Annotated in this window: 27 protein-coding genes; 11 read left to right on the top strand and 16 right to left on the bottom strand. The window is 67.3% G+C overall.

The annotated features are described in order from the left end of the window. Window positions 1–140: 140 nt before the first annotated feature. Entirely contained in the window at window positions 141–440 is a 300-nt protein-coding gene (locus ACZK45_RS08350) for a hypothetical protein (RefSeq protein ID WP_032128872.1), read from the bottom strand. 129 nt (window positions 441–569) lie between these two features. Between ACZK45_RS08350 and ftsY the strand changes: the two genes are divergently transcribed. From ftsY to ACZK45_RS08335, 3 genes are all read left to right on the top strand, one after another. Next, window positions 570–1,898, top strand: coding sequence for a signal recognition particle-docking protein FtsY (gene ftsY / locus ACZK45_RS08345; protein WP_478445677.1), 1,329 nt, complete (start codon window positions 570–572; stop codon window positions 1,896–1,898). Between the two features lie 81 nt (window positions 1,899–1,979). After that, complete coding sequence (gene mutY, locus ACZK45_RS08340; RefSeq protein WP_049423543.1) at window positions 1,980–3,104, top strand: A/G-specific adenine glycosylase; 1,125 nt, start codon at window positions 1,980–1,982, stop codon at window positions 3,102–3,104. 5 nt (window positions 3,105–3,109) lie between these two features. Continuing rightward, window positions 3,110–3,379: an oxidative damage protection protein gene (locus tag ACZK45_RS08335; protein WP_032128874.1), complete on the top strand. Its 270-nt coding sequence runs from the start codon at window positions 3,110–3,112 to the stop codon at window positions 3,377–3,379. A gap of 72 nt (window positions 3,380–3,451) precedes the next feature. Here ACZK45_RS08335 and ACZK45_RS08330 read toward each other — a convergent pair whose 3' ends face one another. From ACZK45_RS08330 to ACZK45_RS08285, 10 genes are all read right to left on the bottom strand, one after another. Beyond that, on the bottom strand, window positions 3,452–3,901 hold the full coding sequence (locus ACZK45_RS08330) for a DUF6491 family protein (RefSeq protein WP_049460626.1): 450 nt from the start codon (window positions 3,899–3,901) through the stop codon (window positions 3,452–3,454). A gap of 204 nt (window positions 3,902–4,105) precedes the next feature. Beyond that, a complete protein-coding gene (gene lolD / locus ACZK45_RS08325; protein ID WP_014036806.1) occupies window positions 4,106–4,819 on the bottom strand; it encodes a lipoprotein-releasing ABC transporter ATP-binding protein LolD in 714 nt (237 codons plus the stop codon). Next, window positions 4,812–6,053, bottom strand: coding sequence for a lipoprotein-releasing ABC transporter permease subunit (locus ACZK45_RS08320; RefSeq protein WP_478445676.1), 1,242 nt, complete (start codon window positions 6,051–6,053; stop codon window positions 4,812–4,814). The genes lolD and ACZK45_RS08320 overlap by 8 nt, the downstream gene beginning before the upstream one ends. Window positions 6,054–6,076: 23 nt before the next feature. Next, window positions 6,077–6,526: a hypothetical protein gene (locus ACZK45_RS08315; protein WP_125895115.1), complete on the bottom strand. Its 450-nt coding sequence runs from the start codon at window positions 6,524–6,526 to the stop codon at window positions 6,077–6,079. Then, window positions 6,477–6,725 carry an FAD assembly factor SdhE gene (locus ACZK45_RS08310; RefSeq protein ID WP_005409080.1) on the bottom strand — a complete coding sequence of 83 codons (249 nt, stop codon included), beginning with the start codon at window positions 6,723–6,725 and terminating at the stop codon, window positions 6,477–6,479. The genes ACZK45_RS08315 and ACZK45_RS08310 overlap by 50 nt, the downstream gene beginning before the upstream one ends. 98 nt (window positions 6,726–6,823) lie before the next feature. After that, complete coding sequence (locus ACZK45_RS08305) at window positions 6,824–7,609, bottom strand: succinate dehydrogenase iron-sulfur subunit (protein ID WP_005409079.1); 786 nt, start codon at window positions 7,607–7,609, stop codon at window positions 6,824–6,826. 66 nt (window positions 7,610–7,675) lie between these two features. Continuing rightward, window positions 7,676–9,466 (bottom strand): succinate dehydrogenase flavoprotein subunit, encoded by a 1,791-nt coding sequence (gene sdhA, locus ACZK45_RS08300; RefSeq protein ID WP_049445482.1) that lies wholly within the window; start codon window positions 9,464–9,466, stop codon window positions 7,676–7,678. A 31-nt stretch (window positions 9,467–9,497) separates the two neighbouring features. After that, window positions 9,498–9,884 (bottom strand): succinate dehydrogenase, hydrophobic membrane anchor protein, encoded by a 387-nt coding sequence (gene sdhD / locus ACZK45_RS08295; protein ID WP_032128865.1) that lies wholly within the window; start codon window positions 9,882–9,884, stop codon window positions 9,498–9,500. Beyond that, the gene (gene sdhC, locus ACZK45_RS08290; protein WP_024958620.1) at window positions 9,881–10,273 is read right to left on the bottom strand and encodes a succinate dehydrogenase, cytochrome b556 subunit; all 393 of its coding nucleotides are present in this window, start codon (window positions 10,271–10,273) and stop codon (window positions 9,881–9,883) included. The genes sdhD and sdhC overlap by 4 nt, the downstream gene beginning before the upstream one ends. Before the next feature lie 56 nt (window positions 10,274–10,329). Further along, the gene (locus ACZK45_RS08285; RefSeq protein WP_478445675.1) at window positions 10,330–10,500 is read right to left on the bottom strand and encodes a DUF1674 domain-containing protein; all 171 of its coding nucleotides are present in this window, start codon (window positions 10,498–10,500) and stop codon (window positions 10,330–10,332) included. Between the two features lie 39 nt (window positions 10,501–10,539). Between ACZK45_RS08285 and ygfZ the strand changes: the two genes are divergently transcribed. Next, window positions 10,540–11,415 carry a CAF17-like 4Fe-4S cluster assembly/insertion protein YgfZ gene (gene ygfZ / locus ACZK45_RS08280; protein WP_180836683.1) on the top strand — a complete coding sequence of 292 codons (876 nt, stop codon included), beginning with the start codon at window positions 10,540–10,542 and terminating at the stop codon, window positions 11,413–11,415. An 87-nt stretch (window positions 11,416–11,502) separates the two neighbouring features. On the opposite strand, the gene ACZK45_RS08275 is transcribed toward ygfZ, so the two are convergent. Then, complete coding sequence (locus ACZK45_RS08275) at window positions 11,503–12,585, bottom strand: ABC transporter ATP-binding protein (protein ID WP_071229277.1); 1,083 nt, start codon at window positions 12,583–12,585, stop codon at window positions 11,503–11,505. Window positions 12,586–12,937: 352 nt separating this feature from the next. Here ACZK45_RS08275 and zwf point away from each other — a divergent pair, with 352 nt between their 5' ends. The 5 genes from zwf (at window position 12,938) to eda (ending at window position 18,940) form a co-directional block, all read left to right on the top strand. After that, on the top strand, window positions 12,938–14,374 hold the full coding sequence (gene zwf, locus ACZK45_RS08270) for a glucose-6-phosphate dehydrogenase (RefSeq protein ID WP_478445674.1): 1,437 nt from the start codon (window positions 12,938–12,940) through the stop codon (window positions 14,372–14,374). Further along, entirely contained in the window at window positions 14,371–15,378 is a 1,008-nt protein-coding gene (gene glk / locus ACZK45_RS08265; protein ID WP_478445673.1) for a glucokinase, read from the top strand. The genes zwf and glk overlap by 4 nt, the downstream gene beginning before the upstream one ends. Then, window positions 15,375–16,100: a 6-phosphogluconolactonase gene (gene pgl / locus ACZK45_RS08260; protein ID WP_125895702.1), complete on the top strand. Its 726-nt coding sequence runs from the start codon at window positions 15,375–15,377 to the stop codon at window positions 16,098–16,100. Before glk ends, pgl begins: the two co-directional genes overlap by 4 nt. Before the next feature lie 58 nt (window positions 16,101–16,158). Continuing rightward, window positions 16,159–18,075 (top strand): phosphogluconate dehydratase, encoded by a 1,917-nt coding sequence (gene edd / locus ACZK45_RS08255; protein WP_478445672.1) that lies wholly within the window; start codon window positions 16,159–16,161, stop codon window positions 18,073–18,075. Between the two features lie 205 nt (window positions 18,076–18,280). After that, window positions 18,281–18,940: a bifunctional 4-hydroxy-2-oxoglutarate aldolase/2-dehydro-3-deoxy-phosphogluconate aldolase gene (gene eda / locus ACZK45_RS08250; RefSeq protein ID WP_032128859.1), complete on the top strand. Its 660-nt coding sequence runs from the start codon at window positions 18,281–18,283 to the stop codon at window positions 18,938–18,940. Between the two features lie 330 nt (window positions 18,941–19,270). Here eda and ACZK45_RS08245 read toward each other — a convergent pair whose 3' ends face one another. From ACZK45_RS08245 to ispG, 3 genes are all read right to left on the bottom strand, one after another. Then, window positions 19,271–19,918 (bottom strand): response regulator, encoded by a 648-nt coding sequence (locus tag ACZK45_RS08245; RefSeq protein ID WP_004153112.1) that lies wholly within the window; start codon window positions 19,916–19,918, stop codon window positions 19,271–19,273. A gap of 201 nt (window positions 19,919–20,119) precedes the next feature. After that, the gene (locus ACZK45_RS08240) at window positions 20,120–20,869 is read right to left on the bottom strand and encodes a phosphatase PAP2 family protein (RefSeq protein WP_478445671.1); all 750 of its coding nucleotides are present in this window, start codon (window positions 20,867–20,869) and stop codon (window positions 20,120–20,122) included. Continuing rightward, a complete protein-coding gene (ispG, locus tag ACZK45_RS08235) occupies window positions 20,850–22,115 on the bottom strand; it encodes a flavodoxin-dependent (E)-4-hydroxy-3-methylbut-2-enyl-diphosphate synthase (RefSeq protein WP_478445670.1) in 1,266 nt (421 codons plus the stop codon). Before ispG ends, ACZK45_RS08240 begins: the two co-directional genes overlap by 20 nt. Before the next feature lie 114 nt (window positions 22,116–22,229). Here ispG and ACZK45_RS08230 point away from each other — a divergent pair, with 114 nt between their 5' ends. Further along, the gene (locus tag ACZK45_RS08230) at window positions 22,230–23,456 is read left to right on the top strand and encodes an ATP-binding protein (RefSeq protein ID WP_032128856.1); all 1,227 of its coding nucleotides are present in this window, start codon (window positions 22,230–22,232) and stop codon (window positions 23,454–23,456) included. Next, window positions 23,453–24,022, top strand: a complete 570-nt coding sequence (locus ACZK45_RS08225) for a response regulator transcription factor (RefSeq protein WP_012510702.1) — start codon at window positions 23,453–23,455, stop codon at window positions 24,020–24,022. The genes ACZK45_RS08230 and ACZK45_RS08225 overlap by 4 nt, the downstream gene beginning before the upstream one ends. Window positions 24,023–24,040: 18 nt before the next feature. Here ACZK45_RS08225 and ACZK45_RS08220 read toward each other — a convergent pair whose 3' ends face one another. Next, entirely contained in the window at window positions 24,041–26,938 is a 2,898-nt protein-coding gene (locus ACZK45_RS08220; RefSeq protein ID WP_478445669.1) for a type 2 lanthipeptide synthetase LanM family protein, read from the bottom strand. Between the last annotated feature and the right edge of the window lie 27 nt (window positions 26,939–26,965).

The raw sequence follows: 26,965 nt of genomic DNA, 5'->3' as shown, positions 1-26,965 counted from the left end.
AAAGCGTGCCAACCAACGTTGGCACCTACCAGGGCGGGTCGAGCGTGCCGACCAAGGTTGGCACCTACCAGGCTGGGTCGAAGCGTGCCGACCAAGGTTGGCACCCACCAGGGGTGGCGGTTGGCAGCTGCCGAGGGGGTTCAGGCGTCCCGATCCAGCAGTGAGCCCAGCATCTGGTCCTGGCGACGGATCACCGTGGCATTGGCGGCAAAGGCCACGACCTCGGCTTTCGCGGCCAGCAGATCACCCAGCGGCGCGCCGGCATCGGCGCCGATGGACGCCACCGAAGCCTGCACCCCACCCTGCTCGGTGGTAATGCGCTGCAACTGCAGGTGCTGGGCATCCGGGGTCGCCAGGTTGGCCACGTTGTGCGCGGCCACCTGCACGCCCTGCTGGGCCGCACGCATCCCGCTGAGGGCGATTCCCATCACGTTGTCCATGGCGGTCTCCGGGCCGCACGACTCAGCCCTCCGGACCGGTTAACGGCCGGTGGGCCGCAACCTTGAGTCCACATCGGCCCGACAGGCCCGAGTGGTAGCATATCCCTCTGATTTCAGCGCCTTTTGCCAATGCTCAGTTTTTTCCGCCGCAAGAAGCCCCAGGATGCCCCCGCAACGGAGGCGCCCAAGACCCAGCACTACTCGGCTGAAGAGCTGGCGGCGGCATTCCCGTCGGCCGCGCCGGTCGAGGACAAGGAGCCGGCGCCGGTAGCAGTACCGGCCGAGCCTGTACCGGTCGAGCCGCCCCCAGCAACCGCCGTGCCGGTCGCTGTCGAGCCCACCCCGGTTATTCCGGCCCCAGCCGCACCGGTTCCGGCAGCTCCTGCACCGTCGGCTCAGATCGACGTCGCCCCCATCGCGACCCCGGCCATCGAACCGGCACCCGTACCGCTGCCTGAGCCCACCCCGGCACCGACACCGGCACCGGTCACCGACGACCTGCCTGCCGCCGCCTCGATCGACGCCGTTCCGGCGCCTGCCGGCAAGCCCGGCTGGCGCGAACGCCTGCGCAACAGCGTCATCGCGCGCAGCTTTGGTGGCCTGTTCTCGCGCAACCCCAAGCTCGACGACGACCTGCTGGACGAGCTGGAAACCGCACTGATCACCGCCGACGTCGGCGTGGGCGCCACCACCGACCTGGTCGAGGGCCTGCGCAAGCGCATGAAGTCGCGCGAGTTCGCCGACGCCAATGCGCTGCTGGCCGCGCTGCGCGCGGAGCTGATCGCAATCCTGCAGCCGGTGGCCAAGCCGCTGGTGATCGACCGCACCGCCAAGCCCTTCGTGGTGCTCACCGTCGGCGTCAACGGCGTTGGCAAGACCACCACCATCGGCAAGCTGGCCAAGCGCTTCAAGGACGATGGCCACAGCCTGATGCTGGCCGCCGGTGACACCTTCCGCGCCGCCGCCGTGGCCCAGCTGCAGGCCTGGGGCGAGCGCAACGGCGTGGCCGTGGTCGCGCAGGGGCAGAACGCCGATGCCGCTTCGGTGGCATTCGACGCGCTCCAGGCCGGCAAGGCCCGTGGCACCTCGGTGCTGATCGCCGACACCGCCGGCCGCCTGCATACCCAGTCCGGCCTGATGAACGAGCTGGGCAAGATCCGCCGCGTGCTCGGCAAGATCGACCCCACCGCCCCGCACGAAGTGCTGATGGTGATCGACGGCACCACTGGCCAGAACGCGCTGTCGCAACTGCGCCAGTTCAATGCCGCAGTGAACGTGACCGGCCTGGTGGTGACCAAGCTGGACGGCACCGCCAAGGGCGGCGTGGTGTTCGCGCTGGCCCGCGAGTTCGACATTCCGATCCGTTTCGCCGGCATCGGCGAGCGCCCGGAAGACCTGCGCGTGTTCGACCCGGAAGCCTTCGTCGACGCCCTGCTGCCCGAAGCGCTGGGCGCCTGATACACCGTGCAGCCACGCATGGCGTGGCTCTACTGCAATCCAGTAGAGCCACCCCACGGGTGGCTCCTCTCTGGAACACCGATGCCCCGCCAGCCGCACGCCAGCGCCGGAACCACGCAGACCGATGGCTTCGTCGCCCACCTGCTGCATTGGTTCGACGACCACGGCCGCCACGACCTGCCCTGGCAGCACCCACGCAGTCCCTACCGGGTCTGGCTGTCGGAAATCATGCTGCAGCAGACCCAGGTGAGTACGGTCATCCCGTATTTCCAGCGGTTCCTGCAGCACTTCCCGACCCTGCCCGACCTTGCCGCAGCCAGCAACGACGCGGTGATGGCGCAGTGGGCCGGGCTCGGCTACTACGCCCGCGCACGCAACCTGCATGCCGCTGCGAAGCGCTGCGTGGAACTGCACGACGGCGACCTGCCGCGTGATTTCGATGCATTGCATGCCCTGCCCGGCATCGGCCGCAGCACCGCCGGTGCGATCCTCAGCCAGGCCTGGAACGACCCGTTCGCGATCCTCGATGGCAACGTCAAGCGGGTGCTCAGCCGTTACCACGGCATCGATGGCTTCCCCGGGCTGCCGGCCATCGAGAAGCAGCTGTGGGCGATCGCCGAGGCGCATGTGGCGCAGGTGCCGGCCGGGCGCATGGCCGACTACACGCAGGCGCAGATGGACCTGGGCGCGACGGTGTGCAGCCGCGCCAAACCGGCCTGCGTGATCTGCCCGTTGCAGGATGACTGCGTGGCACGGCGCGAAGGCCGCACCGCTGAACTACCCACGCCCAAGCCCAGCAAGACCCTGCCCGAGCGCGAGGCCGTTGCGCTGCTGCTGCGCGACGCCCAGCAGCGTGTGCTGCTGCAGAAGCGGCCGGACACCGGCATCTGGGCGCAGCTGTGGACGCTGCCGCAGGCCGATGCCGGCAGCGTGCTGCAGGACTGGTTCGACGTGCACGTCGACGGCTCGCTGGAAGAGGCCGAAGAGCTGCCAGTGCTGCAGCACACCTTCAGCCACTACAAGCTGCATCTGCAGGTATTGTCGCGGCAGGTACACGGCCTGCGCGTGGAAGAACCCACGCTGCGCTGGGTCGCCAGCGACGAACTGCACGCGCTGGGCCTGCCGGCACCGATCCGCAAACTGCTCGACGGCGCAACGATCAAGACGCCGAAACGAAATTCCAAGAAACCCCGCAACCACGAGTGAATGCCATGTCCCGAACCGTCTTCTGCCAGTACGAACAACGCGATGCCGAGGGCCTGGACTTCGTGCCCTACCCCGGCGAACTGGGCCAGCGCATCTTCAACAACATCGGCAAGCAGGCCTGGGCTGCGTGGCTGGCGCACCAGACCATGCTGATCAACGAGAACCGCCTGTCGCCGCGCACGCCGGAGCATCGCGCGTTCCTTGAAGGCGAACTGGTCAAGTTCCTGTTCCAGAAGGACGCGGAAAAGCCGGCCGGCTTCACCCCGGAAGCCTGACACACAGGTAGTCTACCGCTGGCCGGCAACCTGGCATCTGCGCGATGCCGGCCAGCGGCCGGCACTACCACGCTATTTCGTGCTTTCCTCGCGCTCCTGCACCTGCGCCTGGCGCAGCTCCTGCTCGGAGGCGCGCAGCGCCTTCACGTCCAGCTTGCGGATGCTGTCGATGAAGCACGGCATGCGCGGGCCACCGGCGGGGTCGCGCACCAGCACCTTGTCGAAGCGCGCCGAAACACGGTTCATCTGGCTGGTCAGGCCGATGGCGGTGGCATACGGCAGGTCCTGGCAGGGCCCCCTCAATTCCAGCAGATAGGCCTCGCTGGGACGCGTCCACACCGCCAGCGCGCTGTCACCCAGTTCGGTCCAGCCGTTGAGGCTGCCGAAGAACTGCATGTCGTTCTGCGGCGCGCCGGCATGGGCACGGTACAGGTCAAGTTTCTCGGCAGAGCTGAGCCGGCCGGTGGTCGCGCAGGCGGCCAGCGCCAAGCAGAGTCCGGCCATCAGGATCGGGGTCTTCATGGCGATCTCCTCGGGGAACTGTCGCCATCATGCGCCTGCGCAGACAACGCCGGCGCGAAAGCCAGTACCCCATTCAGCAGCCGGTCGGCGGTCGCCCCAAGCAGGCCCAAGGCTCCGGATTCCGGTAGTCGCCAACCTTGGTTGGCGCTTGCCCTGCAGGAGCAGCCGACCAAGGTCGGCTTCCACCAAAGCGGGCCCGGCGCCTCAGACGTCGGCGTGGGCCAGCGCGTGCAGGCGCCCCTCGCGCAGCTCCAGCACCCGGTCCAGGCGCCGTGCCAGGCTGCGGTCGTGGGTCACCAGCACCAGGCTGGTATGCCGCGCACGATTCAGTTCCAGCATCAGCTCGAACACAGTGCCCGCAGTGCGGTCATCCAGGTTGCCGGTCGGCTCGTCGCCGAGCACGCAGGCCGGATGATTGACCAGCGCACGCGCCACTGCGGCACGCTGGCGTTCGCCACCGGACAGTTCGCCGGGCTTGTGGTCCAGGCGATGGCCAAGGCCGACCGCTTCCAGCAGCGTGGTGGCCCGGCTGCTCGCCTCGGCCACTGCAGTACCGGCCAGCAGCACCGGCATCATCACGTTTTCCAGCGCGGTGAACTCAGGCAGCAGGTGGTGGAACTGATAGACGAAGCCCAGCGCCTGGTTGCGCAGCAGGCCGCGCGCGGTATCGGACAGCGCTGACATGCGCTGGCCGGTCACATAGACCTCGCCGGCGGTCGGAATGTCCAGGCCACCCAGCAGGTGCAGCAGCGTGCTCTTGCCGGCACCGGAGGCACCGATGATCGCGACCGTTTCGCCGGCGGTCACGGTCAGGTCCAGGCCATCGAACACCGGGGTCTGCATGCGCCCTTCGGCGTAGGTCTTGCCCAGTGCTTCGGCGCGGATCACTTCATCGCCGCGGTTGAAGACCTTATTCATAACGCAGGGCCTCCGCCGGCTGGGTGCGTGCTGCCCGCCAGGCGGGATACAGGGTGGCCAGGAAGCTCATCAGCAGCGCGACCACGGTGATCGCCACCACGTCGCCGGTCTGCATGTCGGTCGGCAGGCCGGTGATGTAGTACACATCCTCCGGCATCAGCTTGACGTTGAACACACTCTCGATGGCACCGAGGATGCGCTCCAGGTTGAGTGTGAGGGTGATGCCACCGATCAGGCCGGCCAGCGTGCCGAAGATGCCGATCAGCGAGCCCTGCACCATGAACACCTGCATCACCCCGCCCGGGGTCAGGCCCAGCGTGCGCAGGATGGCGATGTCGGCCTGCTTGTCAGTGACCAGCATCACCTGCGAGGACACCAGGTTGAAGGCGCCCATGGCGATGATCAGCGACAGCAGGATGCCCATCACCACCTTCTCCATGCGCAGCGAGTGGTAGAGGTTGGCGTTCTGCTGGGTCCAGTCACTCACGCGGTAAGCGCCGCCAAGGCTCTGCGCCAGATCCACGCCCACTTCCAGCGAACGGTCCATGTCGTGCAGTTTCAGCCGCACGCCGGTGGCACCGTCGCTGCGCAGCACGCGCTCCAGGTCCTGCATGTTGGCGAAGCCGACGCCGCGGTCGACCTCGTTGTAGCCGGCCTCGAAGATGCCGCTGACGGTGAAGCGTTTCATCCGTGGCACCGCACCGGCAGGCGTGCCCTGCACTTCGGCGAAGGTCACCAGCACCTGGTCGCCGACATCAACGCCCAGCCAGATCGCCAATTCCTTGCCCAGAAGCAGGTTGAAGCTGCCCGGCGTGAGGCTGCCATAGCTCCCCTTGGTGACCTTCTTGTCGATCACCGATACCTTCGGCTCCAGCGCCGGATCGATGCCCTGGATGATCGCGCCCTGCACGCGCGGGCCGCTGATCATCGACTGGATCTCGATGTACGGCGCAGCACCGGCCACGCGCGGGTCCTTGCTGGCCACGTCGACCACGCGCATCCAGTCCGGCATCGGCTCGCCGTCACGGCTGATGGTGGTGTGCGCGGTCATCTGCAGCAGGCGGCTGCGGATTTCCTTCTGGAAACCGCTCATCACGGCCAAGGTGGTGATCAGCACCGTGACGCCGAGCGCGATGCCCAGGATCGATGCCATCGAGATGAAGGAGATGAAGCCGTTGCGGCGCTTGGCGCGCAGGTAGCGCAGGCCAATGGCCACGGGAATGGGTTTGAACATGCAGGCACGCCGGTCAATTCAGCTTATGGTGCCATCGACCGGGGCCTACGGGAAACGCCACGTGCGGCCACGGCCAGTCGCAGTTCACGTCGCTGCCCGGAATCGAGCACATCCGGCCAGAACAGCAGGCGCCGGCGGCGCCGATCCTCACGCCAGAGCAACAACAGCCATGGGCCACGCACGACCAGCTGGGGTGCATCGGCGTCCTGCCCGGCCACCTGCAGCGGCTCAGGTGGTAGCGGCAGAAGCACCTGCACGCGTGGCCTGCGCTGGCGCCAGGCCAGTTCGGCCAACCCGATGACCCAGGCCAGCACCACCGCGGGCATCAGCAGCCGTGAAGGCAGATCCGATGCACGCAGCAGCCAGGGCGCAGCCAGCAGCACCGCCAACTGGGCGGCAGCCTGCAGCCGCGAGGGGCGCCACTCAAGGCTTGAGGGCGAGGATCTTCTGCATGAGGGGGATCGCGTGCGCATGTGGACAGGCCTCATAGCCCATGAACCAGCGCCACAACTTATCGTCCTCGCAGTCGAGCAGGAACAGGAAAACCTCGCGCTCTTCGGTCGGCGCAGTGCTCCATTCGTGGTCCAGGTAGCGACCGAACAGCTGGTCCAGCTCACGCATGCCGCGGCGGCAACGCCAGCGCAGCTTCTTCAGCAGAACGTCTTCTTCCATCATGTTTCTCCAGATACAGCAAAGCCACGCATGGCGTGGCTCTACTGGGGTGGCACAGCCACGCGTGGCGTGGCTCTACCGGGTACAGCCAGGCCTGATCAGGCGCGGCGTTCCATCATCAGCTTCTTGATCTCGGCGATCGCCAGCGCCGGGTTCAGGCCCTTCGGGCAGGTCCGGGCGCAGTTCATGATGGTGTGGCAGCGGTACAGCTTGAACGGATCTTCCAGATCGTCCAGGCGTGCACCGGTGTCCTCATCGCGCGAGTCGATGATCCAGCGGTAGGCCTGCAGCAGGATCGCCGGGCCCAGGTAACGCTCGCCGTTCCACCAGTAGCTCGGGCAGCTGGTCGAGCAGCAGGCGCACAGGATGCACTCGTACAGGCCGTCCAGCTTCTTGCGGTCTTCCGGCGACTGCAGGCGCTCACGATCCGGCGGTGCCGGAGTCTGGGTGCGGATCCACGGCTTGATCGAGGCGTACTGCGCGTAGAAGTGGGTCAGGTCCGGAACCAGATCCTTGACCACGTTCATGTGCGGCAGCGGGTAGATCGGCACTTCCTTCTTGCCGCAGTCCGAGATGGCTCGGGTGCAGGCCAGGGTGTTGGTGCCGTCGATGTTCATCGCGCACGAACCACAGATACCTTCGCGGCAGGAGCGGCGGAAGGTCAGGGTCGGGTCGATCTCGTTCTTGATCTTGATCAGGGCGTCCAGGACCATCGGGCCACAGGCGTCCAGATCGACTTCATAGGTATCGGTGCGCGGGTTGCTGTCGTCGTCCGGACTCCAGCGGTAGATCTTGAAGGTGCGCACGTTCTTGCCGCCGTTCTTGACGGGGAAGTGCTTGCCCTTCGTGATCTTGGAATTCTTGGGGAGTGAAAACTCGGCCATGGCTGCTCTCGTTGGCTCAGGCGGCCCGCGCCCGTGGGCGCGGATTGCATGGTAGGCGGGGTCGGATCAGTACACGCGCGGCTTCGGCGGCACCACGGACACGTCGTCGGTCAACGTGTACATGTGCACCGGACGGTAGTCGAAGCTGCACTTGCCCTTCTCGTCGACGCTGACCAGGGTGTGCTTCTGCCAGTTGACGTCGTCGCGGTCCGGATAGTCCTCGTGCGCATGCGCGCCGCGGCTTTCCTTGCGCTGTTCGGCCGAGTTGATCGTCGCCACCGCGTTGAGCAGCAGGTTGTTCAGCTCGTAGGTCTCGATCAGGTCCGAGTTCCAGACCAGCGAACGGTCGGAGACCTTCACGTCCTGGAACGAGTCGAAGATCTTGTCCATCTTCTCGCAGCCTTCCTTCAGCGTCTGGCTGGTGCGGAAGACCGCCGCGTCGGCCTGCATGGTGCGCTGCATGCGATCGCGGATGACCGAGGTCGGGGTATCGCCGTTGGCGTGGCGCAGCTTGTCCAGCAGGCCCAGCGCCTTGTCGCAGGCATCGGCCGGCAGCGGCTTGTGCGACGCGCCCGGCTTGATGGTCTCGGCGCAGCGGTTGGCCACTGCACGACCGAACACCACCAGGTCCAGCAGCGAGTTCGAGCCCAGTCGGTTGGCGCCGTGCACGGACACGCAGGCGGCTTCACCGATGGCGTACAGGCCCGGCACCACGGCATCCGGGTTGTCGCCGACCTTGCGCACGACTTCGCCGTGATAGTTGGTCGGGATGCCACCCATGTTGTAGTGCACGGTCGGGATCACCGGGATCGGCTGCTTGTGCACGTCGACGCCGGCGAAGATGCGGGCGCTTTCTGCGATGCCCGGCAGCTTCTCGTCGATCACGCCCGGGCCAAGGTGGGTCAGGTCGAGCAGGATGTGGTCCTTGTGCTCGCCGACGCCGCGGCCTTCGCGGATCTCGATGGTCATCGAACGGCTGACCACGTCGCGCGAGGCCAGGTCCTTGTAGTGCGGCGCGTAGCGCTCCATGAAGCGCTCGCCGCTGCTGTTGCGCAGGATGCCGCCTTCACCGCGGACACCCTCGGTGATCAGGCAGCCGGCGCCATAGATGCCGGTCGGGTGGAACTGCACGAACTCCATGTCCTGCATGGCGATGCCGGCACGCATGGCCAGGCCGCCACCGTCGCCGGTGCAGGTGTGCGCCGAGGTGGCGCTGAAGTAGGCACGGCCGTAACCGCCGGTGGCCAGCACCACGCCCTGGGCGCGGAACAGGTGCAGGGTGCCATCGGACATGTCCAGAGCCAGCACGCCGCGGCAGGCGCCTTCGTCATCGAAGATCAGGTCGAGTGCGAAGTACTCGATCATGAAGCGCGCGTCGTGCTTCAGCGACTGCTGGTACAGGGTGTGCAGCATCGCGTGGCCGGTACGGTCGGCCGCCGCGCAGGTACGCTGCGCCGCCGGGCCTTCGCCGTACTTGGTGGTCATGCCACCGAACGGACGCTGGTAGATCTTGCCTTCGGCGGTGCGCGAGAACGGCACGCCGTAGTGTTCGAGCTCGATGATGGCCGGGATGGCCTCACGGCACATGTATTCGATGGCGTCCTGGTCGCCCAGCCAGTCCGAACCCTTGATGGTGTCGAAGAAGTGGTAGCGCCAGTCGTCCTCGCCCATGTTGGCGAGTGCGGCCGAGATACCGCCCTGGGCGGCAACGGTGTGCGAACGGGTCGGGAAGACCTTGGTCAGGCACACGGTCTGCAGGCCCTTGGCGGCCAGGCCGAACGTGGCGCGCAGGCCGGCGCCGCCGGCGCCCACCACGACCATGTCGTACTTGTGTTCGGTGATCTTGTAAGCGGACATCTAATCTGGATTCCTGTGTAGGTGCCTGGGCTCAGGCAACGCCGAGGGCGATGCGGCCCACCGCAAACACACTGACGATCATGCCGAGCACGGCGACGAACTTCACCGCGGTCTGCAGCACCAGGGCCAGCAGCGATTCGTGGATGTAATCTTCCAGCACGACCTGCATGCCGAGCTGCGCGTGCCAGAACATGGCGATCAGCAGGCCGATCAGCGGCACCGCGTTCCACGGCTTGGCCACGGCGGCGGCGGCGGTCGCGTAGTCCGAGCCCAGCAGGCCCAGCACGAAGACCAGGAACCAGATGCCCAGGGCCACCAGGGCGGCGGCAGTCAGGCGCTGGTGCACGAAGTGCTCGGTGCCGGTCTTGGCCGAACCGAGGCCGCGTACGCTCTTCAACGGGGTACGGAACTTGCTCACGCGGCACCTCCGAACATCACATAGGCCCACACCAGCAGGGTGATCACCAGGCTGCCGATGACCGACAGCCAGCTGCTGCGGATGAAGGCGGGGATGCTGAAGCCGATGGCGAAGTCCTGCACCACATGGCGGATGCCATTGCACAGGTGATAGGCGAACGACCATGTCCACGCGAACAGGAACACGCGGCCATACCAGGCCCCGGCGTGGCCGGTGAAGCAGTTCCAGGACTCGGGCCCCATCATCAGGGCCAGCAGGCCGGCGGCGATGATGAGGGCACCAACAGACAGAAAGACGCCAGTGGCTCGATGCAGGATCGAGGTGGCCATCTGAATCTGCCAGCGATACACCTGAAGGTGCGGGGAAAGTGGGCGTTGTCTGGTCGCCATTCGCTGGGCTCGTTGTCTCGGCTGGGCGGCACACGGCCGCGTTGGCTCAATGCTGATCAGAAATCGATGCAGCGTCCGTTTTTCTCCCAATCGCCATACCGCACCGGATCAAGTCCGCCGCGGCCGCCGAATTCCTCTGCTTTTTCCTGTTCCACGGGCACGGGTGCCGCGGGGTCCAGCGGGGCTTCAGATTCGTCGTCGGGAGTGGGGGTTGTTTGGCCTATCATGTTCGGTCTCGCAACGCACAAATTTTAGACCTCGTTCACGTGCCTGACAACCTGCCCCCTGCTTTCGTCGGATATCCGCGCCTGCCCGGCCACCAGCTGCTGAGCCTGCAAGGCCCGGATGCAGCTGTCTTTGCCCACGCCCAGTTCAGCAGCGATGTCACCGCCCTGCCCCTGCAGCACTGGCAGTGGAGCGCCTGGCTGAGCGCCAAGGGCCGCACCCTGGCGGTGTTCCAGCTGCTTCGGCTAGCGGACGACCACGTGATGCTGGTGCTGGCCGACGGCGATGCCGATGCGATTGCGTCGCAACTGCAGCGCTTCGTGTTCCGCCGCAAGGTGAAGGTACTGGTGCGCAGCGATCTGGCCGTGGCCGGCGCGTTCACTGCGCCCGAAGCCGCCAGCGGCGCTGCGATTGCGCAGACCGCAGGTGACGGCTGGGAGCTGGACCTGGGCAGCGACGCCCTGCCGCGGACCCTGCGCATTGGCGCCGCCGATGCCTTTGCAGCCAGCAGTGAAGCCGATGAGACCGCTTTCGCGCTGGCCTGGCGCCAGGCCGACCTGCGCTACGGCCTGCCCCGGCTGCAAGAAAGCCAGCGCGAAGTGTGGACCCCGCAGCAGCTGGGGTTGGACCGCCTGAACGGCTACAGCGTGAAGAAGGGCTGCTATCCGGGCCAGGAGATCGTCGCCCGCACCCACTTCCTCGGCAAGGCCAAGCGTGCGGTGCAGCTGCTGCATACCGCGGCACCGGCGCAGGCAGGCGATGGCGTGCAGCAGGACGGCGCAGCGCTGGGCACGATTGCCTGCGTGGCCGGCGACCTGGCACTGGCGGTGCTGCCGCTGGAAGCCAGCGACGCTGATCTGCAGGTGGGTGATGCGATCGCGCAGCGCATGCCGTTGCTGGATGGCCTGGCGCGCTGAGCCCGGTGGATGAAGGAATGGTAGTGCCGGCCGCTGGCCGGCAACCATGCATGGTTGAAGTTGCCGGCCAGCGGCCGGCACTACCCGTTACAGCCGCTCGCCGGATTCCGGGTTGAAGAAGTGCAGGCCCTGCGGGTGGATCGCCACGCGGATCTGCTCGCCCACCGCCGGCAGCGACTGCGGCGCCACGCGCATGGTCAGCGCGTGCTGGCCACTGCTCAGGTTGACGAAGATCTCGTTGCCGACCGGTTCGATGCCTTCAATGCGTGCGGCAAATGCATGCGCATCATCGGCACTGGCCGGCTGCAGGTGTTCCGGGCGCACGCCCACCGCGATCGGCTTCTGCAGCCACGCCGGATCGATCGTGGCCTGGCCCAGCGGTGCACGCCATTCGCCGTCGACCACGGTCACGCCGCCGGCATCGCCCTGCAGCGTGCCACGCAGCACGTTCATCGCCGGGCTGCCGAGGAAACCGGCCACGAACAGATTGGCCGGGCGGTCGTACAGCGCCATCGGCGTATCGATCTGCTGGATGATGCCGTCCTTCAGCACCACGATGCGCTGGCCCAGGGTCATTGCTTCGACCTGGTCGTGCGTCACGTAGATCATGGTGGTGCCCAGCTTGCGATGCAGCTGCGCGATCTCGGTACGCACGCTGTGGCGCAGCTTGGCGTCGAGGTTGGACAGCGGCTCGTCCAGCAGGAACACCGCCGGCTCGCGCACCAGTGCACGGCCCAGCGCAACACGCTGGCGCTGGCCACCGGACATCGCCTTGGGCAGCTTGTCCATCATCTCGGTCAGGCCCAGGGTCTGCGCTGCTTCGGCGATGCGCTTGTCGATGGTCGCCTTGTCATGCCCGCGCAGCTTCAGGCCGAAGGCCAGGTTCTCGGCCACGGTCATGTGCGGGTACAGCGCGTAGCTCTGGAACACCATGGCGATGTCGCGGTCCTTCGGCGCCACGTCGTTGACCACGCGATCACCGATGGTCAGCGTGCCGCCGCTGATCTCCTCCAGGCCAGCCACCATCCGCAGCAGGGTCGACTTGCCACAGCCGGACGGACCGACCAGCACCATCAGCTCGCCATCGGCGACCTCGAAGCTGGCGTCCTTCACCGCGACCTGGCCGTTGTCATAGACCTTGCGCACACCCTGCAACTGCACTTTTGCCATATCACCTATCCGGTCCGCCCGAAGCCGGGCTGTCTTTTGGGACTGCCTCGGCCCTCCCGATGGCAGTGATGATTGCGCGCCTGCCGCATGACGGCGAGTACTGCAATCGAATACAGTTGCCCATTCTGCCATGTAAACGTTTTCACGTGGCACTATCCGATGATCGGTGCGCACCGATCTGCGTCGGCGGTTGAACGAAGGTTCCGCCGAGGTAGTGGTTTCGAATGGAACGGTCTTCCAGTACCCCGGAGACCGCCCCCGACGAACCTCGGACAGGCAGTTGCGCGGATGTCCCCCGAACCCAGCCATGAAGCGATTGACAACGATGTCACCCGGATCTGAAACTCGAGCGATGCACGACACCCTCTTCCTGTTCGGTGCCACAGGTGATCTGGCCCAGCGCTACCTGTTCCCTTCGCTGCTTCGCCTGCTTGGCGACGGCCTGCTGCCGGAGGACTTCCGCATCCGTGCGCTGGCCCTGTCCGGGCATGACACCGAAGCCTTCCATGACATCCTGCGGCCGCGCCTGCAGCAGGCCATGCCGATGGCCACGCAGGACGACATCAGCGCCCTGCTGCGCCGCATCGACTATCGTTCGGTGGACCTGCGCGACGTCGACTCGGTTGCCGCCGCAGTCTCCGACCTGGTGCACCGCAAGTGCGTCAGCTACCTGGCCATTCCGCCGGGCCTGTACATCTCCACCTGCGAAGGCCTGGCCAAGGGTGGCGCCCTCGCCGCACCGGCACGCCTGATGCTGGAGAAGCCGATCGGCAGCGACAGCGAGAGCGCCGAGGAAATCATCAGCACCATCGGCCAGTGGATCGACGAGGACCGCGTGTTCCGCCTCGACCACTACCTGGGCAAGGCAGCAGTGCAGAACCTGATCGCGCTGCGCTTCGGCAACACGCTGCTGGAAGCGGTGTGGAACCGCAACTACATCGAATCGGTGCACATCCTGGTCGCCGAAAGCGAAGGCGTGGATGGCCGCGACGCCTACTACGCCCGCTCCGGCGCGCTGCGCGACATGGTGCAGAGCCACATCCTGCAGCTGCTGTGCATGGTGGCGATGGAGCCGCCGGCCTCGCTGGAAGCCGACCGCATCCGCGACGAGAAGGTCAAGGTGCTGCGCGCCCTGCGCCCGCTCGATGCCAAGCACGCCGCGCGTGACAGCATCCGTGGCCGCTACACTGCCGGTACCATCAACGGCCAGCCGGCCCAGGCCTACCAGCCGCCGGAAGGCAGCGACGTGGAGACCTTCGCCGGGGTCACCGCGCATATCGACAACTGGCGCTGGAGCGGCGTGCCGTTCCACCTGGTCACCGGCAAGCGCCTGCCCGAGCGCACCACCCGCGTGGTGGTGACCCTCAAGCCGGTCACGCATTGGTTGTTCGAGCGTCCGCAGCGTGCGCAGGCCGCACCGAACCGCCTGGTGTTCCAGCTGCAGCCGCAGGAGAACATCGAACTGGGCCTGATGAGCAGCCTGGCCGGGCCGGAATGGGGCGCGCTGGAACTGCAGCCGCTGGAGCTGGAGCTGTCGGTGCCGACCGGCCTGCATCGCCGTATCGCCTACGAGCGCCTGTTCCTGGACGCGTTCAACGGCAACCACACCCTGTTCGTGCGCGATGACGAAGTGCGTGCCGCCTGGGCCTGGATCGACAGCGTTGCCGATGCCTGGAAGGCGGCCAACCTGCCGCTGGAACCCTACCCTGCCGGCCAGTGGGGCCCGGCCAACGCGGTCGACTTCCTGCCGCAGGGCGTGGATGCGCCAGATAGCGGAGCGTCGGAATGAGTGCCAGCTCGCAGCCCGTGCTGGTCGCCGACATCGGTGGTACCAATGCCCGCTTCGCCCTTGCCGACACCTCGCAGGACGCCCCGCTGCTGAAAGAGAGCATCCGCGAGTACGCCGTGGCGGAGTTCCCGTCGCTGGGTGATGCCGCGCGCCACCATCTGGAGCAGATCGGTGCCACCGCAAGCCGTGGCGTGTTCGCAGTCGCCGGTCGTGTCGATGGTGACGAAGCCCGCATCACCAACCATCCGTGGGTGATCTCGCGCAGCCGCACGGCCGCGATGCTTGGTTTCAACGAACTGCACCTGATCAACGACTTCGCCGCACAGGCGATGGCGATTTCGCTGCTGCAGCCCGATGACGTGGTCCAGGTCGGCGGTGCCGCCTGGGTGCCGGGCAAACCCGGCCAGCCGCGCAACTACGCGGTGATCGGGCCGGGTACGGGCCTGGGTGTCGGTGGCCTGATCCTGCGCCACGGCCGCTGCTACCCGCTGGAAACCGAAGGCGGCCATGTCAGCTTCCCGCCGGGAACCCCGGAGGAGATCCGCATCCTGGAGATCCTGTCCGAACAGTTCGGCCGCGTCTCCAACGAGCGCCTGATCTGCGGCCCTGGCCTGGTCAACATCCATCGCGCCGTATGCGAGATGGCCGGCATCGATCCGGGCCAACTGCAGCCGGTGGACGTGACCGCCCGCGCCCTGCACGGTGACCCGCAGGCGATGCGCACCGTCGATGTGTTCTGCGCCGTGTTCGGCGCCATCGCAGGCGACCTGGTGCTGACCCAGGGCGCGTGGGACGGCGTGTTCCTGACCGGCGGGCTGACCCCGAAGATGCTCGATTCGCTGCAGCACTCTGGTTTCCGCCAGCGCTTCGAACACAAAGGCCGCTTCTCTTCGATCATGGCGCGGGTGCCCTCGTTGGCCGTGATGCATCCCCACGCCGGACTGCTGGGCGCCGCCGCCTACGCCGCCGACGCCGAACGTGACGCACCTGGAGTTGCCGCATGAGCCCCACCACCTTCCACGACGACCGCATCGAGTTCATCCAGCACGGCGATGCCGATGGCTGGATCGAGGCGGTGGCCGCCGAGATGGCGCAGACCCTCAACCACGACATCAACGAAGTGGGCCGCGCCCGCATCCTGTTGTCCGGCGGCACCACGCCGGCACCGGTGTACCAGGCGCTGGCCGAACTGGACGTGCACTGGGACCGCGTGGAAGTGAGCCTGGCCGATGAGCGCTGGCTGTCGCCGCAGGATCGCGACAGCAATGCCTGGCTGGTGCGCGAGAATCTGCTCAAGCGCGCCGAAGGTGCGCATTTCGATCCGCTGGTGCGCATCGGCAAGCCGCTTCCGGAATGCGTGTACACCGCCAACCTGCAGGCGCAGCACAGCCAACCGCCGAGCCTGGTGGCGCTGGGCATGGGCAACGACGGCCACACCGCCTCGCTGTTCCCCGGCTCGAAGGACCTGGCCCGCGCACTGGAAAGCACCCTGCCCTACGCGGCGCTGGATGCCACCGGCTGCCCGGGCGCGAACCAGTGGCCGCTGCGCATCACGCTGACCCCGCATGGCCTGCGCCAGTGCCGCCAGCGCCTGCTGCTGCTGCGCGGCAAGCAGAAGCTGCAGGTACTGCGCCAGGCGCTGGACAGCAATGACGCCCAGCATTACCCCATCCTCAATGCGATCAACCTGGACGGCGCGCGCCTGCGCGTCCACTGGGCTGATTGATGTTGGCGGCGGCGCCGTGCCGCCGCTTGCCTCTCGCCACCACGAACGCCGGTAGCCAATGAGCCTCCATCCGCAACTGCAAGCCATCACTGAGCGTGTCATCCGCCGCAGCGCCGCCTCACGCGCCGCCTACCTGGCCGCGATCGACGCCTCCCTGCGTGAAGGCCCGTTCCGCAGCCGCCTGAGCTGCGGCAACCTCGCCCACGGGTTCGCCGCCTGCGGCGGCACCGACAAGAGCCGCCTGCGCGGCGGCGTGACGCCGAACCTCGGCATCATCACCGCCTACAACGACATGCTGTCGGCGCACCAGCCGTTCGAGACCTATCCCGAGCAGATCCGCGAGATCGCCCGCGAGCTGGGCGCCACCGCACAGGTGGCCGGCGGCGTGCCGGCGATGTGCGACGGCGTCACCCAGGGCCGCGGCGGCATGGAACTGTCACTGTTCTCGCGCGATGTGATCGCGCAGGCCACCGCGATCGGGCTCAGCCACGATATGTTCGACACCACCGTCTACCTCGGTGTGTGCGACAAGATCGTGCCGGGCCTGCTGATCGGTGCGCTGGCCTTCGGCCATCTGCCGGCGGTGTTCGTGCCGGCCGGCCCGATGACCCCGGGCATCCCGAACAAGCAGAAGGCCGAAGTGCGCGAGCGCTACGCCGCCGGCGAGGCCACCCGCGAGGAACTGCTGGAAGCGGAATCGGCCTCTTACCACGGTGCGGGCACCTGCACCTTCTACGGCACCGCCAACTCCAACCAGGTGCTGCTGGAAGCGATGGGCGTGCAGCTGCCGGGCGCATCGTTCGTCAATCCAGGCACGCCGTTGCGCGACGCCCTCACCCGTGAAGCCACCGAGCGAGCGCTCGACATCACGGCACTCGGCGACGACTTCCGCCCGTTGGGCCGGATCATCGACGAGCGCGCGATCATCAACGCGGTCATCGCACTGATGGCGACCGGCGGTTCGACCAACCACACCATCCACTGGATCGCGGTGGCGCGTGCGGCCGGCATCGTGCTGACCTGGGACGACTTCGACGAACTGTCGCAGCTGATCCCGCTGCTGGCCCGCGTCTATCCGAACGGCGACGCCGACGTGAACCGCTTCGCCGCAGCAGGCGGCCCGGCCTTCGTGTTCGGCGAACTGATCAAGGCCGGCCTGATGCATGGCGACCTGGTCAGCGTGGCACGTGGCGGCATGACCGACTATGCGCGCGAGCCGCAGCTGCGCGACGGCCAGCTGGTCTACCTGCCGGGCCTGGAATGCAGCGCCGACGAAGAGGTGGTGCGTGGCGTCGACAATCCGTTCGAACACCAGGGTGGCCTGCGCCTGCTGCGCGGCAACCTCGGCAAGTCGCTGATCAAACTGTCGGCGGTGAAGCCGCAATACCGCACGATCGAAGCACCGGCGGTGGTGGTCGATGCGCCGCAGGTGTTGAACAAGCTGCATGCCGGCGGCCTGTTGCCCGAGCATTTCGTGGCGGTGGTGCGTTACCAGGGCCCGCGTGCGAACGGCATGCCGGAACTGCATTCGCTGGCGCCGCTGCTGGGCCTGCTGCAGAACCAGGGCCGGCGCGTGGCGCTGGTCACCGACGGCCGCCTGTCCGGCGCCTCGGGCAAGATTCCTGCGGCGATCCATGTGACGCCGGAAGCGGCGCGGGGTGGTCCGCTGGCCAAGGTTCGCGAGGGCGACATGATCCGCCTCGATGGCGAGGCCGGCACGCTGGAAGTGCTGGTGGACGCAGCCGAATGGGCTGCGCGTCCACTGGCGCCGAACACCGCGCCGGCAGCGCACGACCTGGGCCGCAACCTGTTCGCGATCAACCGTCGCGTGGTGGGACCGGCGGACCAGGGTGCGATTTCGATTTCGTGCGGGCCGGCGGCGGCCGATGGCGGGCCGTGGGAGTACGACGCGGAGTATGAGCTGGGGCACGATGCCGCGGCGGCGGCGGCGCCGCATGAGGCGAAAGACGCCTGAAGCGAAAAGCCGCGGCAGGCTTCCCGGCTTGGGCAGTAGAGCGCCCTGGCCGGGACACGCCGTAAACCCATCCATGGGGGCTCGATCGCGGCATCCATGCCGCTCACGGTCCCGGCCAGGGCGCTCTACTGCCCTTGGACAATTCCCGGCGCGTCATTTGCGCTGCGGCCACTGAATCAAGAAGAGCAAAGGCAAGGGCAAAAGCATGGGTATCGAACAACATCAGGTGAAGGCGGCGGAGCTGTTGCGTGCGGCGGGCATCCTGCCGGTGGTGACGATTCATACGCTGGACCAGGCGCGTGCGGTCAGCGCGGCGCTGCTGGAAGGTGGCTTGCCGGCCATCGAGCTGACGCTGCGCACGCCGGTGGCGATGGAAGCGCTGGCGATGCTCAAGCGCGAGCTGCCGGACGTGGTGGTGGGTGCCGGTACGGTGCTGACCGTGGAGCAGATGCAGCAGTCCATCGATGCGGGTGCGGATTTCCTGGTGACCCCGGGTACGCCGCCGGCGCTGGCTGATGCACTGGCCGCTGCGCCGCTGCCGGTGGTGCCGGGTGCGGCAACGCCGACCGAGCTGCTGTCGCTGTACGCGCGCGGCTTCCGCGTGTGCAAGCTGTTCCCGGCCACGGCCGTGGGCGGGCTGGCGATGATCAAGGGCCTGGCCGGCCCGGTTGCCGACCTCAAACTGTGCCCGACCGGTGGCATCACCGAAAACACCGCCGCCGAATACCTCGAGCAGAAGAACGTGGTCTGCATCGGTGGTTCGTGGATGGTGCCGGGCAACTGGATCGCCGACGGCGAATGGGACAAGGTGCGCGCCAGCGCCGCAGACGCCGCAAAGATCATCAAGCGCGTGCGCGGCCACTGAGCCCGACAAAGGTGTAGAGCCGCGCCCACGCTCGGCTCCGGCATCATCAAGGGTCAGAGCCCTTTCCCACCGGGAAAGGGATCCGACCCCAGGCGACGAGCGCGCACAGCGCGCGACCCGCTCCTGCTCTTCCTTCTTCATTCCGCGGTGGACGCGTACGGAACCTGTCCGTGGCCATGCGGAGGGATTGCGCAGGGGCGTAAGCGCCATGGATGGCGCGCCCGAGCCTCCAGGGATGGATCCACGGCGTCCCCTGCGCAATCCCTCCGCAGGGCCAACCCCACGAATCCTGCCGCACACCGCGAGGGGCTCAGCCGTTGGCCGAAACCCTTACAGCGGCCGTGCCGGATCCACCAGCCCATACTGGCTGGCCATCCGCGCCAGCGCGATGTTGTCGTGGATTCCCATCTTCTCGAACAACCGCGCCTTGTGCGTGTTCACCGTCTTCGCACTCAGGCTCAGCCGCCGCGCGATGTCTTCCTGGCGCAGGCCCTGGGTCAGCAGCAGTGCCACTTCCAGCTCGCGCGGTGACAGGCTGTCGAACGGCGAACCGTTGCCCTCCACCGTCGACAACGCCAGGTTCTGCGCGATGCTGGTGCCCAGGTAGCGGCGGCCACCGGCGACGTCGCGCACTGCGCGCAGCAGTTCCTGCGCATCGCAGCCCTTGCCGATGTACCCGGCAGCACCGGCTTCCAGCAGGCGCTTCGGCAGCGGGCCGTCTTCCAGCACCGACACGATCACCACGCGGGTGTTGCGGTGGCTGCGGACGATGCGCTCGGTCACTTCCATGCCGCTTACGCCCGGCAGGTGCAGATCGCACAACACCACGTCCGGCAGCAGCTGGCGGACTTCACGCAGCGCGTCTTCGCCGGTCTCGGCTTCGCCCACCACCTCGATGTCGGTTTCCCCCGACAGAATCATCTTCATCCCGGTGCGGACCAGCGCATGGTCATCCACCAGGTAGACTCGAATCGTCATTCACGTACCTCTTCGAATGCGGCCATTGCAGGTCAAGCTAGGCAGGGTGCCGATACCCCTGCAAGCGCGTTCGGAATGCGACCCCGGCAATCTGCCTTGCGCATCACACTACCGCGCGTTGTGCTTGCCCCCTGTCTTGCAGAACCTGCTGCAACGAAACAACTGATCTATCACGTAGACGTCCCTCAAGGGCCATCCACGTCAATCCCCCTGTGATGATGCTTCGCTGGCCTTCGCTGGCGGCGAGCCGTGACGTCGCCATGGGTGCCGGCGACTGAACATGACCAGATAGCACCCTACCACCCAAACCAGCGCGGCACACCATCCCGCCAGGATATCGGAGGGGTAATGCACCCCCAGGTAGACCCGGGACACGCTGACCAGCAGGCTGAATGCCGGTGCCAGCAGCAGCACCGGCCAGCGCCAGCGGGTGTTCCAGGCCAGCAGTACCAGGGTCACTGCCAGGGTCATCGAGCCCATCGCATGGCCGCTGGGGAAGCTGAACGTCGATTCCGGCGCGATCGATTCCCACAGGCTGGGGCGCTGGCGCTGGAAGAAGTGCTTGCTGCCCATGTTCAGCAGCGCCGAGCCGACGAAGCTGACCGCCACGAAGGTCGCCTCGCGCCAACGCCGGTAGCCCATCAGCACGCCGATGATCAGCACGTCGGCCGGGATCAGGAACCATTCGTAGCCCAGTCTGGAAATGAGCACGAAGAAGCGGTCCAGCAGCGGCGAATGCAGGCCATGCATCTGCCACAGCAGCGGCGCATCGAAATGGAACGATTCAAACTCGTGCACCTCGTCAGCCAGGGCGACGAAGCCGGCCAGCGGCAGCAGCACGCCACCGAACAGCAGGACCAGGCGCCAGGCATTGCGCGCCATCCAGTGGCGGAAGCCGGAGGCGGACTCCGGTGCAGCGAGGATCGCAGGCTTATCCGGCGCTTCGGACATACTTGTGTTCGACGTAATCGTCGATCAGGGCGACGAATTCCTGGGCGATGTTCTCGCCACGCAGGGTCACCTTCTTTTCGCCATCGACGAACACCGGCGCTGCAGGCGTTTCACCCGTGCCGGGCAGCGAGATGCCGATATTGGCATGGCGCGACTCACCCGGCCCGTTGACGATGCAGCCCATCACCGCCAGGGTCATGTTCTCCGCACCCGGGTGGTGGATCTTCCACAGCGGCATCTTCTCGCGCACGTGGTTCTGTACCACCTTGGCCAGCTCCTGGAAGAACTCGGAGGTGGTGCGGCCGCAGCCCGGGCAGGCCGTGACCAGCGGCGTGAAGGCGCGCTGGCCGGTGGTCTGCAGCAGCTCCTGGGCGACGATCACTTCCTGCGTACGCGACTGGCCCGGTTCCGGGGTCAGCGAGATGCGGATGGTGTCACCGATGCCCTCCTGCAGCAGCACGCTCAGCGCCGCGGACGAGGCGACGATGCCCTTGCTGCCAATTCCGGCCTCGGTCAGGCCCAGGTGCAGGGCGAAATCCGAGCGCTGGGCCAGGTCGCGGTACACCGCGATCAGCTCCTGCACGCCACTGACCTTGGCCGACAGTACGATGCGGTCGCGCGGCAGGCCGAGCTCCACCGCCTGCTCTGCCGAATCCAGCGCCGAGCGGATCAGCGCCTCGCGCAGCACGCGGCCGGCGTCCCAGGGCTGCTCACGCAGGTTGTTCTCGTCCATCAGCCTTGCCGCCAGGGCCTGGTCCAGCGAGCCCCAGTTGGCACCGATGCGCACCGGCTTGTTGTGGCGGATCGCGAACTCGATCAGCTGGGCGAACTGCAGGTCCTTCTTCTTGCCGAAGCCGACATTGCCCGGGTTGATGCGGTACTTGGCCAGCGCTTCGGCACAGGCCGGTTCGGCGGTCAGCAGCTGATGGCCGTTGTAATGGAAGTCACCGATCAGCGGCACGTCGATGCCCATCATCGCCAGCTTGTCGACAATGCGCGGGATCGCCGCAGCCGCTTCCACGGTATTGACGGTCAGCCGCACCATTTCCGAACCCGCACGCCACAACTCGGCCACCTGCTTCACGCTGGAGGCCACGTCGGAGGTATCGGTGTTGGTCATCGACTGCACCACGACCGGCTTGCCTCCGCCTACGGTGACCCCGCCGATCTGGACGGCATGGGTCTGGCGGCGGGGCCAGGCAGTGGCATCGGAAGGGGGCGTCGGGCGGGTAACGGCGTCGTGCATGGGCGCATTCTACCGCCCGCCTCCGCATTCCGGGTGACTCGCATTCAGCCGGCGGCACGGCTGCGGCCGATTGTCGCAGGCACGGTCACGCGTGAACGCATACGATGAGCGTGAATGACCGGTCCCGACGCCCCGTTTCTCCGAACCCTGTGCAGCCTGCGCTGGCTTGCCGTAGGTGGCCAGGCCGCCACCATCCTGGTTGCCACCTGGGTGCTGGGCCTGCCGTTGCCGCAACTGCCATTGTGGGCGGGCGTGGCCGTGCTGACCCTGTTCAACATCTACACCCAGCTGCGCCCGGAGGCGGCCGACACCGCGCCACTGACCGCGTTCGGCCACATCCTGGTGGACGTGATCATCCTGACCTGGATGGTGGGCTGGAGTGGCGGCATGGCCAACCCGTTCAGTTCGCTGTTCCTGATCCTGATCGCGCTCGCCGCGTTCGCCCTGCCCCTGCGCTGGGCACTGGCGGTGGCGCTGGCCTGCCTGCTCGGCTACGCCGCCAGCGGCATCTTCGGCCAGTCGCTGCCGGATGGCTATTTCCGCGCCCAGGACCTCAACCGCTGGGGCGTGGTCGCCAATTTCCTGATTTCCGCAGCGGTCGTGCTGACCTTCTCCACCCGCCTGGCACTGGCGCTGCGCCAGCGCGAACTGGAACTGTCGGCCCTGCGCGAACGCTTCGCCCGCAACGAGGGCATCGTCGCCCTGGCCACCCATGCCGCCTCGGTGGCGCATGAACTGAACACGCCTCTGGCGACCATGACCCTGCTCGCCGATGACGTCGCCGAGCGCAGCGAAGAGCCCGAAGTACGCGAAGACATGGAAACCCTGCGCGAGCTGCTGGTGCAGTGCCGCGAGCGCGTGCTGGCGCTGGCCGCACCGGCCTCGGCCGATGCACCGGGTCGCAGCCACTCCAGCGCCCAGCAGGTACTGGAACAGTGGCGCCTGGTGCGGCCGACCATCGACCTGCATCGCAATGACGATGCGCCGCTGCGGCTGCCACTCGACCCGGGCGTGGGTCATCTGCTGATGGTCCTGCTCAACAATGCCGCCGATGCCGGCGAGCAGGCCGGCCGGCCGCGCGTGGACCTGGACCTGCGCATCGAAGGCGACGACCTGATCGGCGAAGTCCGCGACTACGGCCACGGCTTCGACGCCCGTGCCGCGGTGCTGCCGGGCAAGCTGTTCGGCAGCAGCAAAAGCGAGGGCATGGGCGTCGGCCTGGCCCTGTCCCATGCCACCATCGAACGCCTCGACGGCGAGATGTGGATGCGCCCGGCCCAGGGGGCCGGCAGCCGCGTCGGCTTCCGCCTGCCGCTGACCCCACGTGAGGACACCCCATGAGCCTTCATCACTCCACCCTGGGCCTGCTGGTCGACGACGACGAGCTGTACCTGCGCACCCTGCAGCGCAGCCTGGCCCGCAAGGGGCTTGAAACGCAGACCGCGCAGGATGCCGCCAGTGCGCTGGCGCTGGCCCGCCAGCATCCGCCGGCGTTCGCGCTGATCGACCTGAAGCTGGGCAGCGATTCCGGCCTGGCACTGATCCAGCCGCTGCGTGCCCTGCGCGCGGACATGCGCATCCTGCTGGTGACCGGCTACGCGAGCATCGCCACCGCCGTGGAGGCGATCAAGCTCGGCGCCGACGACTACCTGCCGAAGCCGGCCACGGTGCCGATGATCCTGCGCGCCCTCGGCGAGGAAGACGATGGCCCGGCCGACGATGGCGAAATGGAAGTGCCGGACGCGATGACGCCGATCAGCCGCCTGCAGTGGGAACACATCCAGCAGGCGATGCACGAGACCGGCGGCAACGTGTCCGCGGCAGCGCGCCTGCTCGGCATGCACCGTCGTTCGCTGCAGCGCAAGCTGGCAAAGCGGCCAAGCCCGGAACGCGATCCCAGCCGTTGATTGCCGAACCCGTCCGGCTCAGACCTCGGCCAGCGCCGGTCGGTCCTGCGCGGCACTGGAACGCGATGCCGGGGCATCGACCCGCGCCGCCGCCGTCTCCTGCAGCAGCGGCGACGGCAGCGCGCAGGCCGGATGCATGCGCAGGAAGCCATAGATCGCACCTGCCAGGCCGATCATCAGGCCCGGAGTAAAGGCCGCGCGGGTCAGTCCGCCGACCATGCCCTGGTGCTCCTCGATCGAAGAAACGATCTCGATGGCGGCCTCATCCTGCGGATAGGGACATCCCTCCGGATCCAGCGCAGCCGCAAGAACCAGCAGCTCCCGGGTGGACACATCGCCGTGGCACAGGGTGTGGCTGAACCCCCATTTGCCGCGCGCGTCGGCCACAGCCCGCCGCATGTCACGCAACTGCGCGGGATCGCCGGTGCGGGCATACAGATCCGCGGCCGCCAGACCGATGCCGACACTGCCATGGCACCAGGTCGGGAAGTTCTTCTGCCCATCCTGCAGGTGGATGTCACGCCAGTGCCCGGTATGCGGTTCGAACAGCGCCGCCTGGAACGCAAAGGCTCCTTCGGCCAGCTGCCGCCAGGCGGCCCGCTCAGGCACGCTGCCGGCATCCGAACGCGCCAGCCGTGCCAGCGCCCAGCCCATGCCCATCGCGCCGTGGCCAAAGCCACCGATCGGCTCGCGGAACTGTGGCGTCGGCCAGCGTGCGCCGTCCGTGTCGACGATCGCAGCATCCTGCAGGCGACGTCCCGCTGCGGCCGCCAGCTCGAGCCAGCGCGCGTTTCCGGTAGCCCCAGCCAGCGACAGCAACGGCAGGATCATGCCGGACACGCCATCAATCAGTTCGAACTTCGTCGCCTCCTGGAACCCGCGACGCTCTGCGGCTTCTGCGCAGCGCTCCGCCAGCGCCAGCAGCGCCGGTCGCTGCAACAGGTCGTTCAATGCCAGCAATGCCCAGATCTGCGAACCGGTTCCGACGAATCCACCATCGATCTCGGCGGGATGCCGCTCACACATGGTCTGGAACACCGCGAGGGCGCCATCGATGGCCGGGGCCAGCCCCACTACCGGGTCGGCACGCCCCTGCTCCACTTCCCGGCGGTAGGCCGCCAGTGCGAACGCAATGCCTCCCAGCCCGAAATACAGGTCGGGCTGCACCGGCTGGACGGTCCACCCGGTACGGGTCACCTCGGGTGTGATCCAGGTCATCGAACCGTCTTCGCCGTGCACCGCCAGCCGCAGCAGGCTCTCCACCGCGCGCGCGGCCAGCGTGCGACGGCGTGCATCCAGGTCGTCCGCACGCGGATGCTGTGCTGCATAGCTGTGGCCGGATCTAGCCTCGGCGCGGGCCAGCGCATGCTGGTTCAGGTCGGTGGCTACCAGCGTGCTGCGGATGGTCACGTCTTCCAGGTCGATGCGCATCGCACGCCAGTTGTCGGTGATGGAGCGGATGCGGGCCGCGTCCAGCTGCGATGCGAAGATCGGAATGTCACCGTGGCGCAGGTCGTCCACTTCGCCGCGCACGGTCTCCAGGTCCGATGGCGCGGCCGGTGACACCGCCGCATTGCGCACCAGCAGGTCGATCGCGCGTTCAACCGCCTGGGCTTCGTTGTGCAGCGATGCCGGATGCCAGAGCATTCGCCCGAGCTCGGCGTAGGCCATGGTCGGCCGCCGCACATCGCGCACCTGGCAGCCCTCGAAAGCCGCCAGGAGCGGCATCAGTTCACCCTTCGCATCGAGCGCGCGCAGGCGCCCACTGGCGTCGATGAAGCCCTCGCTGATGTGATCCCAGTACAACGACACATCGGGCTGCGCGCTGGGATGATTCTGCGCAACGGAGACCTCGGCCTCAACCATGCCCAAGCGGGCCGGTTCCGTCCCGTCCTCGACAATCACCGGCACCTGTACCCGCGGCTGCTCGCCCGGCAGTGCGCCGGCTGCGGACAGATCCACGCCTTCCATGCCCAGGCCGGCAGTACGGAATGGCACGATTCCGGTACGCAGCACTGAATTACGCATCAGCTTGACGGCGGTGTCGTACGCATCGCCAAGCCCTGATGGCTCAATGTCGATTACCCGGGAGAACACGCTTTCGGCGTCGACCACAACCGGCACCGGCCCGACCGCGATCAGATTCTCCAGATGGATGTCGGTGCCACCGACCAGGCGCAGGATTGCCAGCCAATGGCCAAGACCGCGGTAGTAGGCACGCAGTTCAAGGTCATCGGCACAGTAGCGGTGCGCGGCGAAGGCGGCCCAGCCGTGGCTGCCACGATCAATCACCTTCGGCACGCATACGCGGTCAGGGCCGTCACCAAAGACCGTGGACAACAGGCCATCAAGCGTCGCATCGATGCGCAATGAGCGTGGCTTGTACATCACCGTGCCGCCATCGAACTGCAGCCGCGCCACGGTCCGGCCGCCACCATGCAGGTCACCGCGTCCCAATGCAACGGCATGCAGCGTGCCCGCCGGCGCACCCAGCAACTCTGCCAGCGCCGCACGATCGCTGCCGATGCGAACAGCGAGCTCCACCACAGCCGCACATTGTCCTTCGAGCATGCGCGTCAGGCGCGGCAGCAGCACCGGATAGCGTCGCTGCAGATGCGTGCGGAAGCCCTCGCTGGTGGCCAGGGCAACGAATTCGTCCAGCACCCCAGCGCTGTCAAGCGGGCCGATGTCACCGCTGCGCGCAGCGGCGTGCAGTTCCAGCAGCAGCACGCGGTTGAGCTTGAGCTGGGCATGCTCACGCAGTGCCGCATCGCCCCGTGCATGCAGCAGATCGCGCTCGCCAGGCTGCAGAGCAATGGCGGGATCATGCAGGCCGGCAACCAGCGCAGCGCGCGCCTGGGCAAGGAAATGTTCGGTGATGCACGCAAACGCGGCCGCAGCCGGAGAAGCGGTCATTACGCCCCCTGCGAGATATCGAGAGTC

Source organism: Stenotrophomonas sp. 63632_Sma, from assembly GCF_056482875.1.
Note: the sequence above shows the minus strand (reverse complement) of the source record. Positions and strands in the feature narration are given on the sequence as shown.

Bases quoted from the DNA above. Each gene is read 5' to 3' on its own strand.
- ispG (WP_478445670.1), bottom strand. From the start codon at position 22,115: ATGCACGACGCCGTTACCCGCCCGACGCCCCCTTCCGATGCCACTGCC.
- ACZK45_RS08220 (WP_478445669.1), bottom strand. From the start codon at position 26,938: ATGACCGCTTCTCCGGCTGCGGCCGCGTTTGCGTGCATCACCGAACAT.
- ACZK45_RS08305 (WP_005409079.1), bottom strand. From the start codon at position 7,609: ATGGCCGAGTTTTCACTCCCCAAGAATTCCAAGATCACGAAGGGCAAG.
- edd (WP_478445672.1), top strand. From the start codon at position 16,159: ATGAGCCTCCATCCGCAACTGCAAGCCATCACTGAGCGTGTCATCCGC.
- glk (WP_478445673.1), top strand. From the start codon at position 14,371: ATGAGTGCCAGCTCGCAGCCCGTGCTGGTCGCCGACATCGGTGGTACC.
- ACZK45_RS08335 (WP_032128874.1), top strand. From the start codon at position 3,110: ATGTCCCGAACCGTCTTCTGCCAGTACGAACAACGCGATGCCGAGGGC.
- ACZK45_RS08285 (WP_478445675.1), bottom strand. From the start codon at position 10,500: ATGATAGGCCAAACAACCCCCACTCCCGACGACGAATCTGAAGCCCCG.
- sdhA (WP_049445482.1), bottom strand. From the start codon at position 9,466: ATGTCCGCTTACAAGATCACCGAACACAAGTACGACATGGTCGTGGTG.
- ftsY (WP_478445677.1), top strand. From the start codon at position 570: ATGCTCAGTTTTTTCCGCCGCAAGAAGCCCCAGGATGCCCCCGCAACG.
- ACZK45_RS08275 (WP_071229277.1), bottom strand. From the start codon at position 12,585: ATGGCAAAAGTGCAGTTGCAGGGTGTGCGCAAGGTCTATGACAACGGC.
- zwf (WP_478445674.1), top strand. From the start codon at position 12,938: ATGCACGACACCCTCTTCCTGTTCGGTGCCACAGGTGATCTGGCCCAG.
- ACZK45_RS08315 (WP_125895115.1), bottom strand. From the start codon at position 6,526: ATGCGCACGCGATCCCCCTCATGCAGAAGATCCTCGCCCTCAAGCCTT.
- ACZK45_RS08245 (WP_004153112.1), bottom strand. From the start codon at position 19,918: ATGACGATTCGAGTCTACCTGGTGGATGACCATGCGCTGGTCCGCACC.
- eda (WP_032128859.1), top strand. From the start codon at position 18,281: ATGGGTATCGAACAACATCAGGTGAAGGCGGCGGAGCTGTTGCGTGCG.
- ACZK45_RS08230 (WP_032128856.1), top strand. From the start codon at position 22,230: ATGACCGGTCCCGACGCCCCGTTTCTCCGAACCCTGTGCAGCCTGCGC.
- ACZK45_RS08310 (WP_005409080.1), bottom strand. From the start codon at position 6,725: ATGGAAGAAGACGTTCTGCTGAAGAAGCTGCGCTGGCGTTGCCGCCGC.
- lolD (WP_014036806.1), bottom strand. From the start codon at position 4,819: ATGAATAAGGTCTTCAACCGCGGCGATGAAGTGATCCGCGCCGAAGCA.
- pgl (WP_125895702.1), top strand. From the start codon at position 15,375: ATGAGCCCCACCACCTTCCACGACGACCGCATCGAGTTCATCCAGCAC.
- ACZK45_RS08225 (WP_012510702.1), top strand. From the start codon at position 23,453: ATGAGCCTTCATCACTCCACCCTGGGCCTGCTGGTCGACGACGACGAG.
- ACZK45_RS08350 (WP_032128872.1), bottom strand. From the start codon at position 440: ATGGACAACGTGATGGGAATCGCCCTCAGCGGGATGCGTGCGGCCCAG.
- mutY (WP_049423543.1), top strand. From the start codon at position 1,980: ATGCCCCGCCAGCCGCACGCCAGCGCCGGAACCACGCAGACCGATGGC.
- sdhC (WP_024958620.1), bottom strand. From the start codon at position 10,273: ATGGCGACCAGACAACGCCCACTTTCCCCGCACCTTCAGGTGTATCGC.
- ACZK45_RS08240 (WP_478445671.1), bottom strand. From the start codon at position 20,869: ATGTCCGAAGCGCCGGATAAGCCTGCGATCCTCGCTGCACCGGAGTCC.
- ACZK45_RS08330 (WP_049460626.1), bottom strand. From the start codon at position 3,901: ATGAAGACCCCGATCCTGATGGCCGGACTCTGCTTGGCGCTGGCCGCC.
- ACZK45_RS08320 (WP_478445676.1), bottom strand. From the start codon at position 6,053: ATGTTCAAACCCATTCCCGTGGCCATTGGCCTGCGCTACCTGCGCGCC.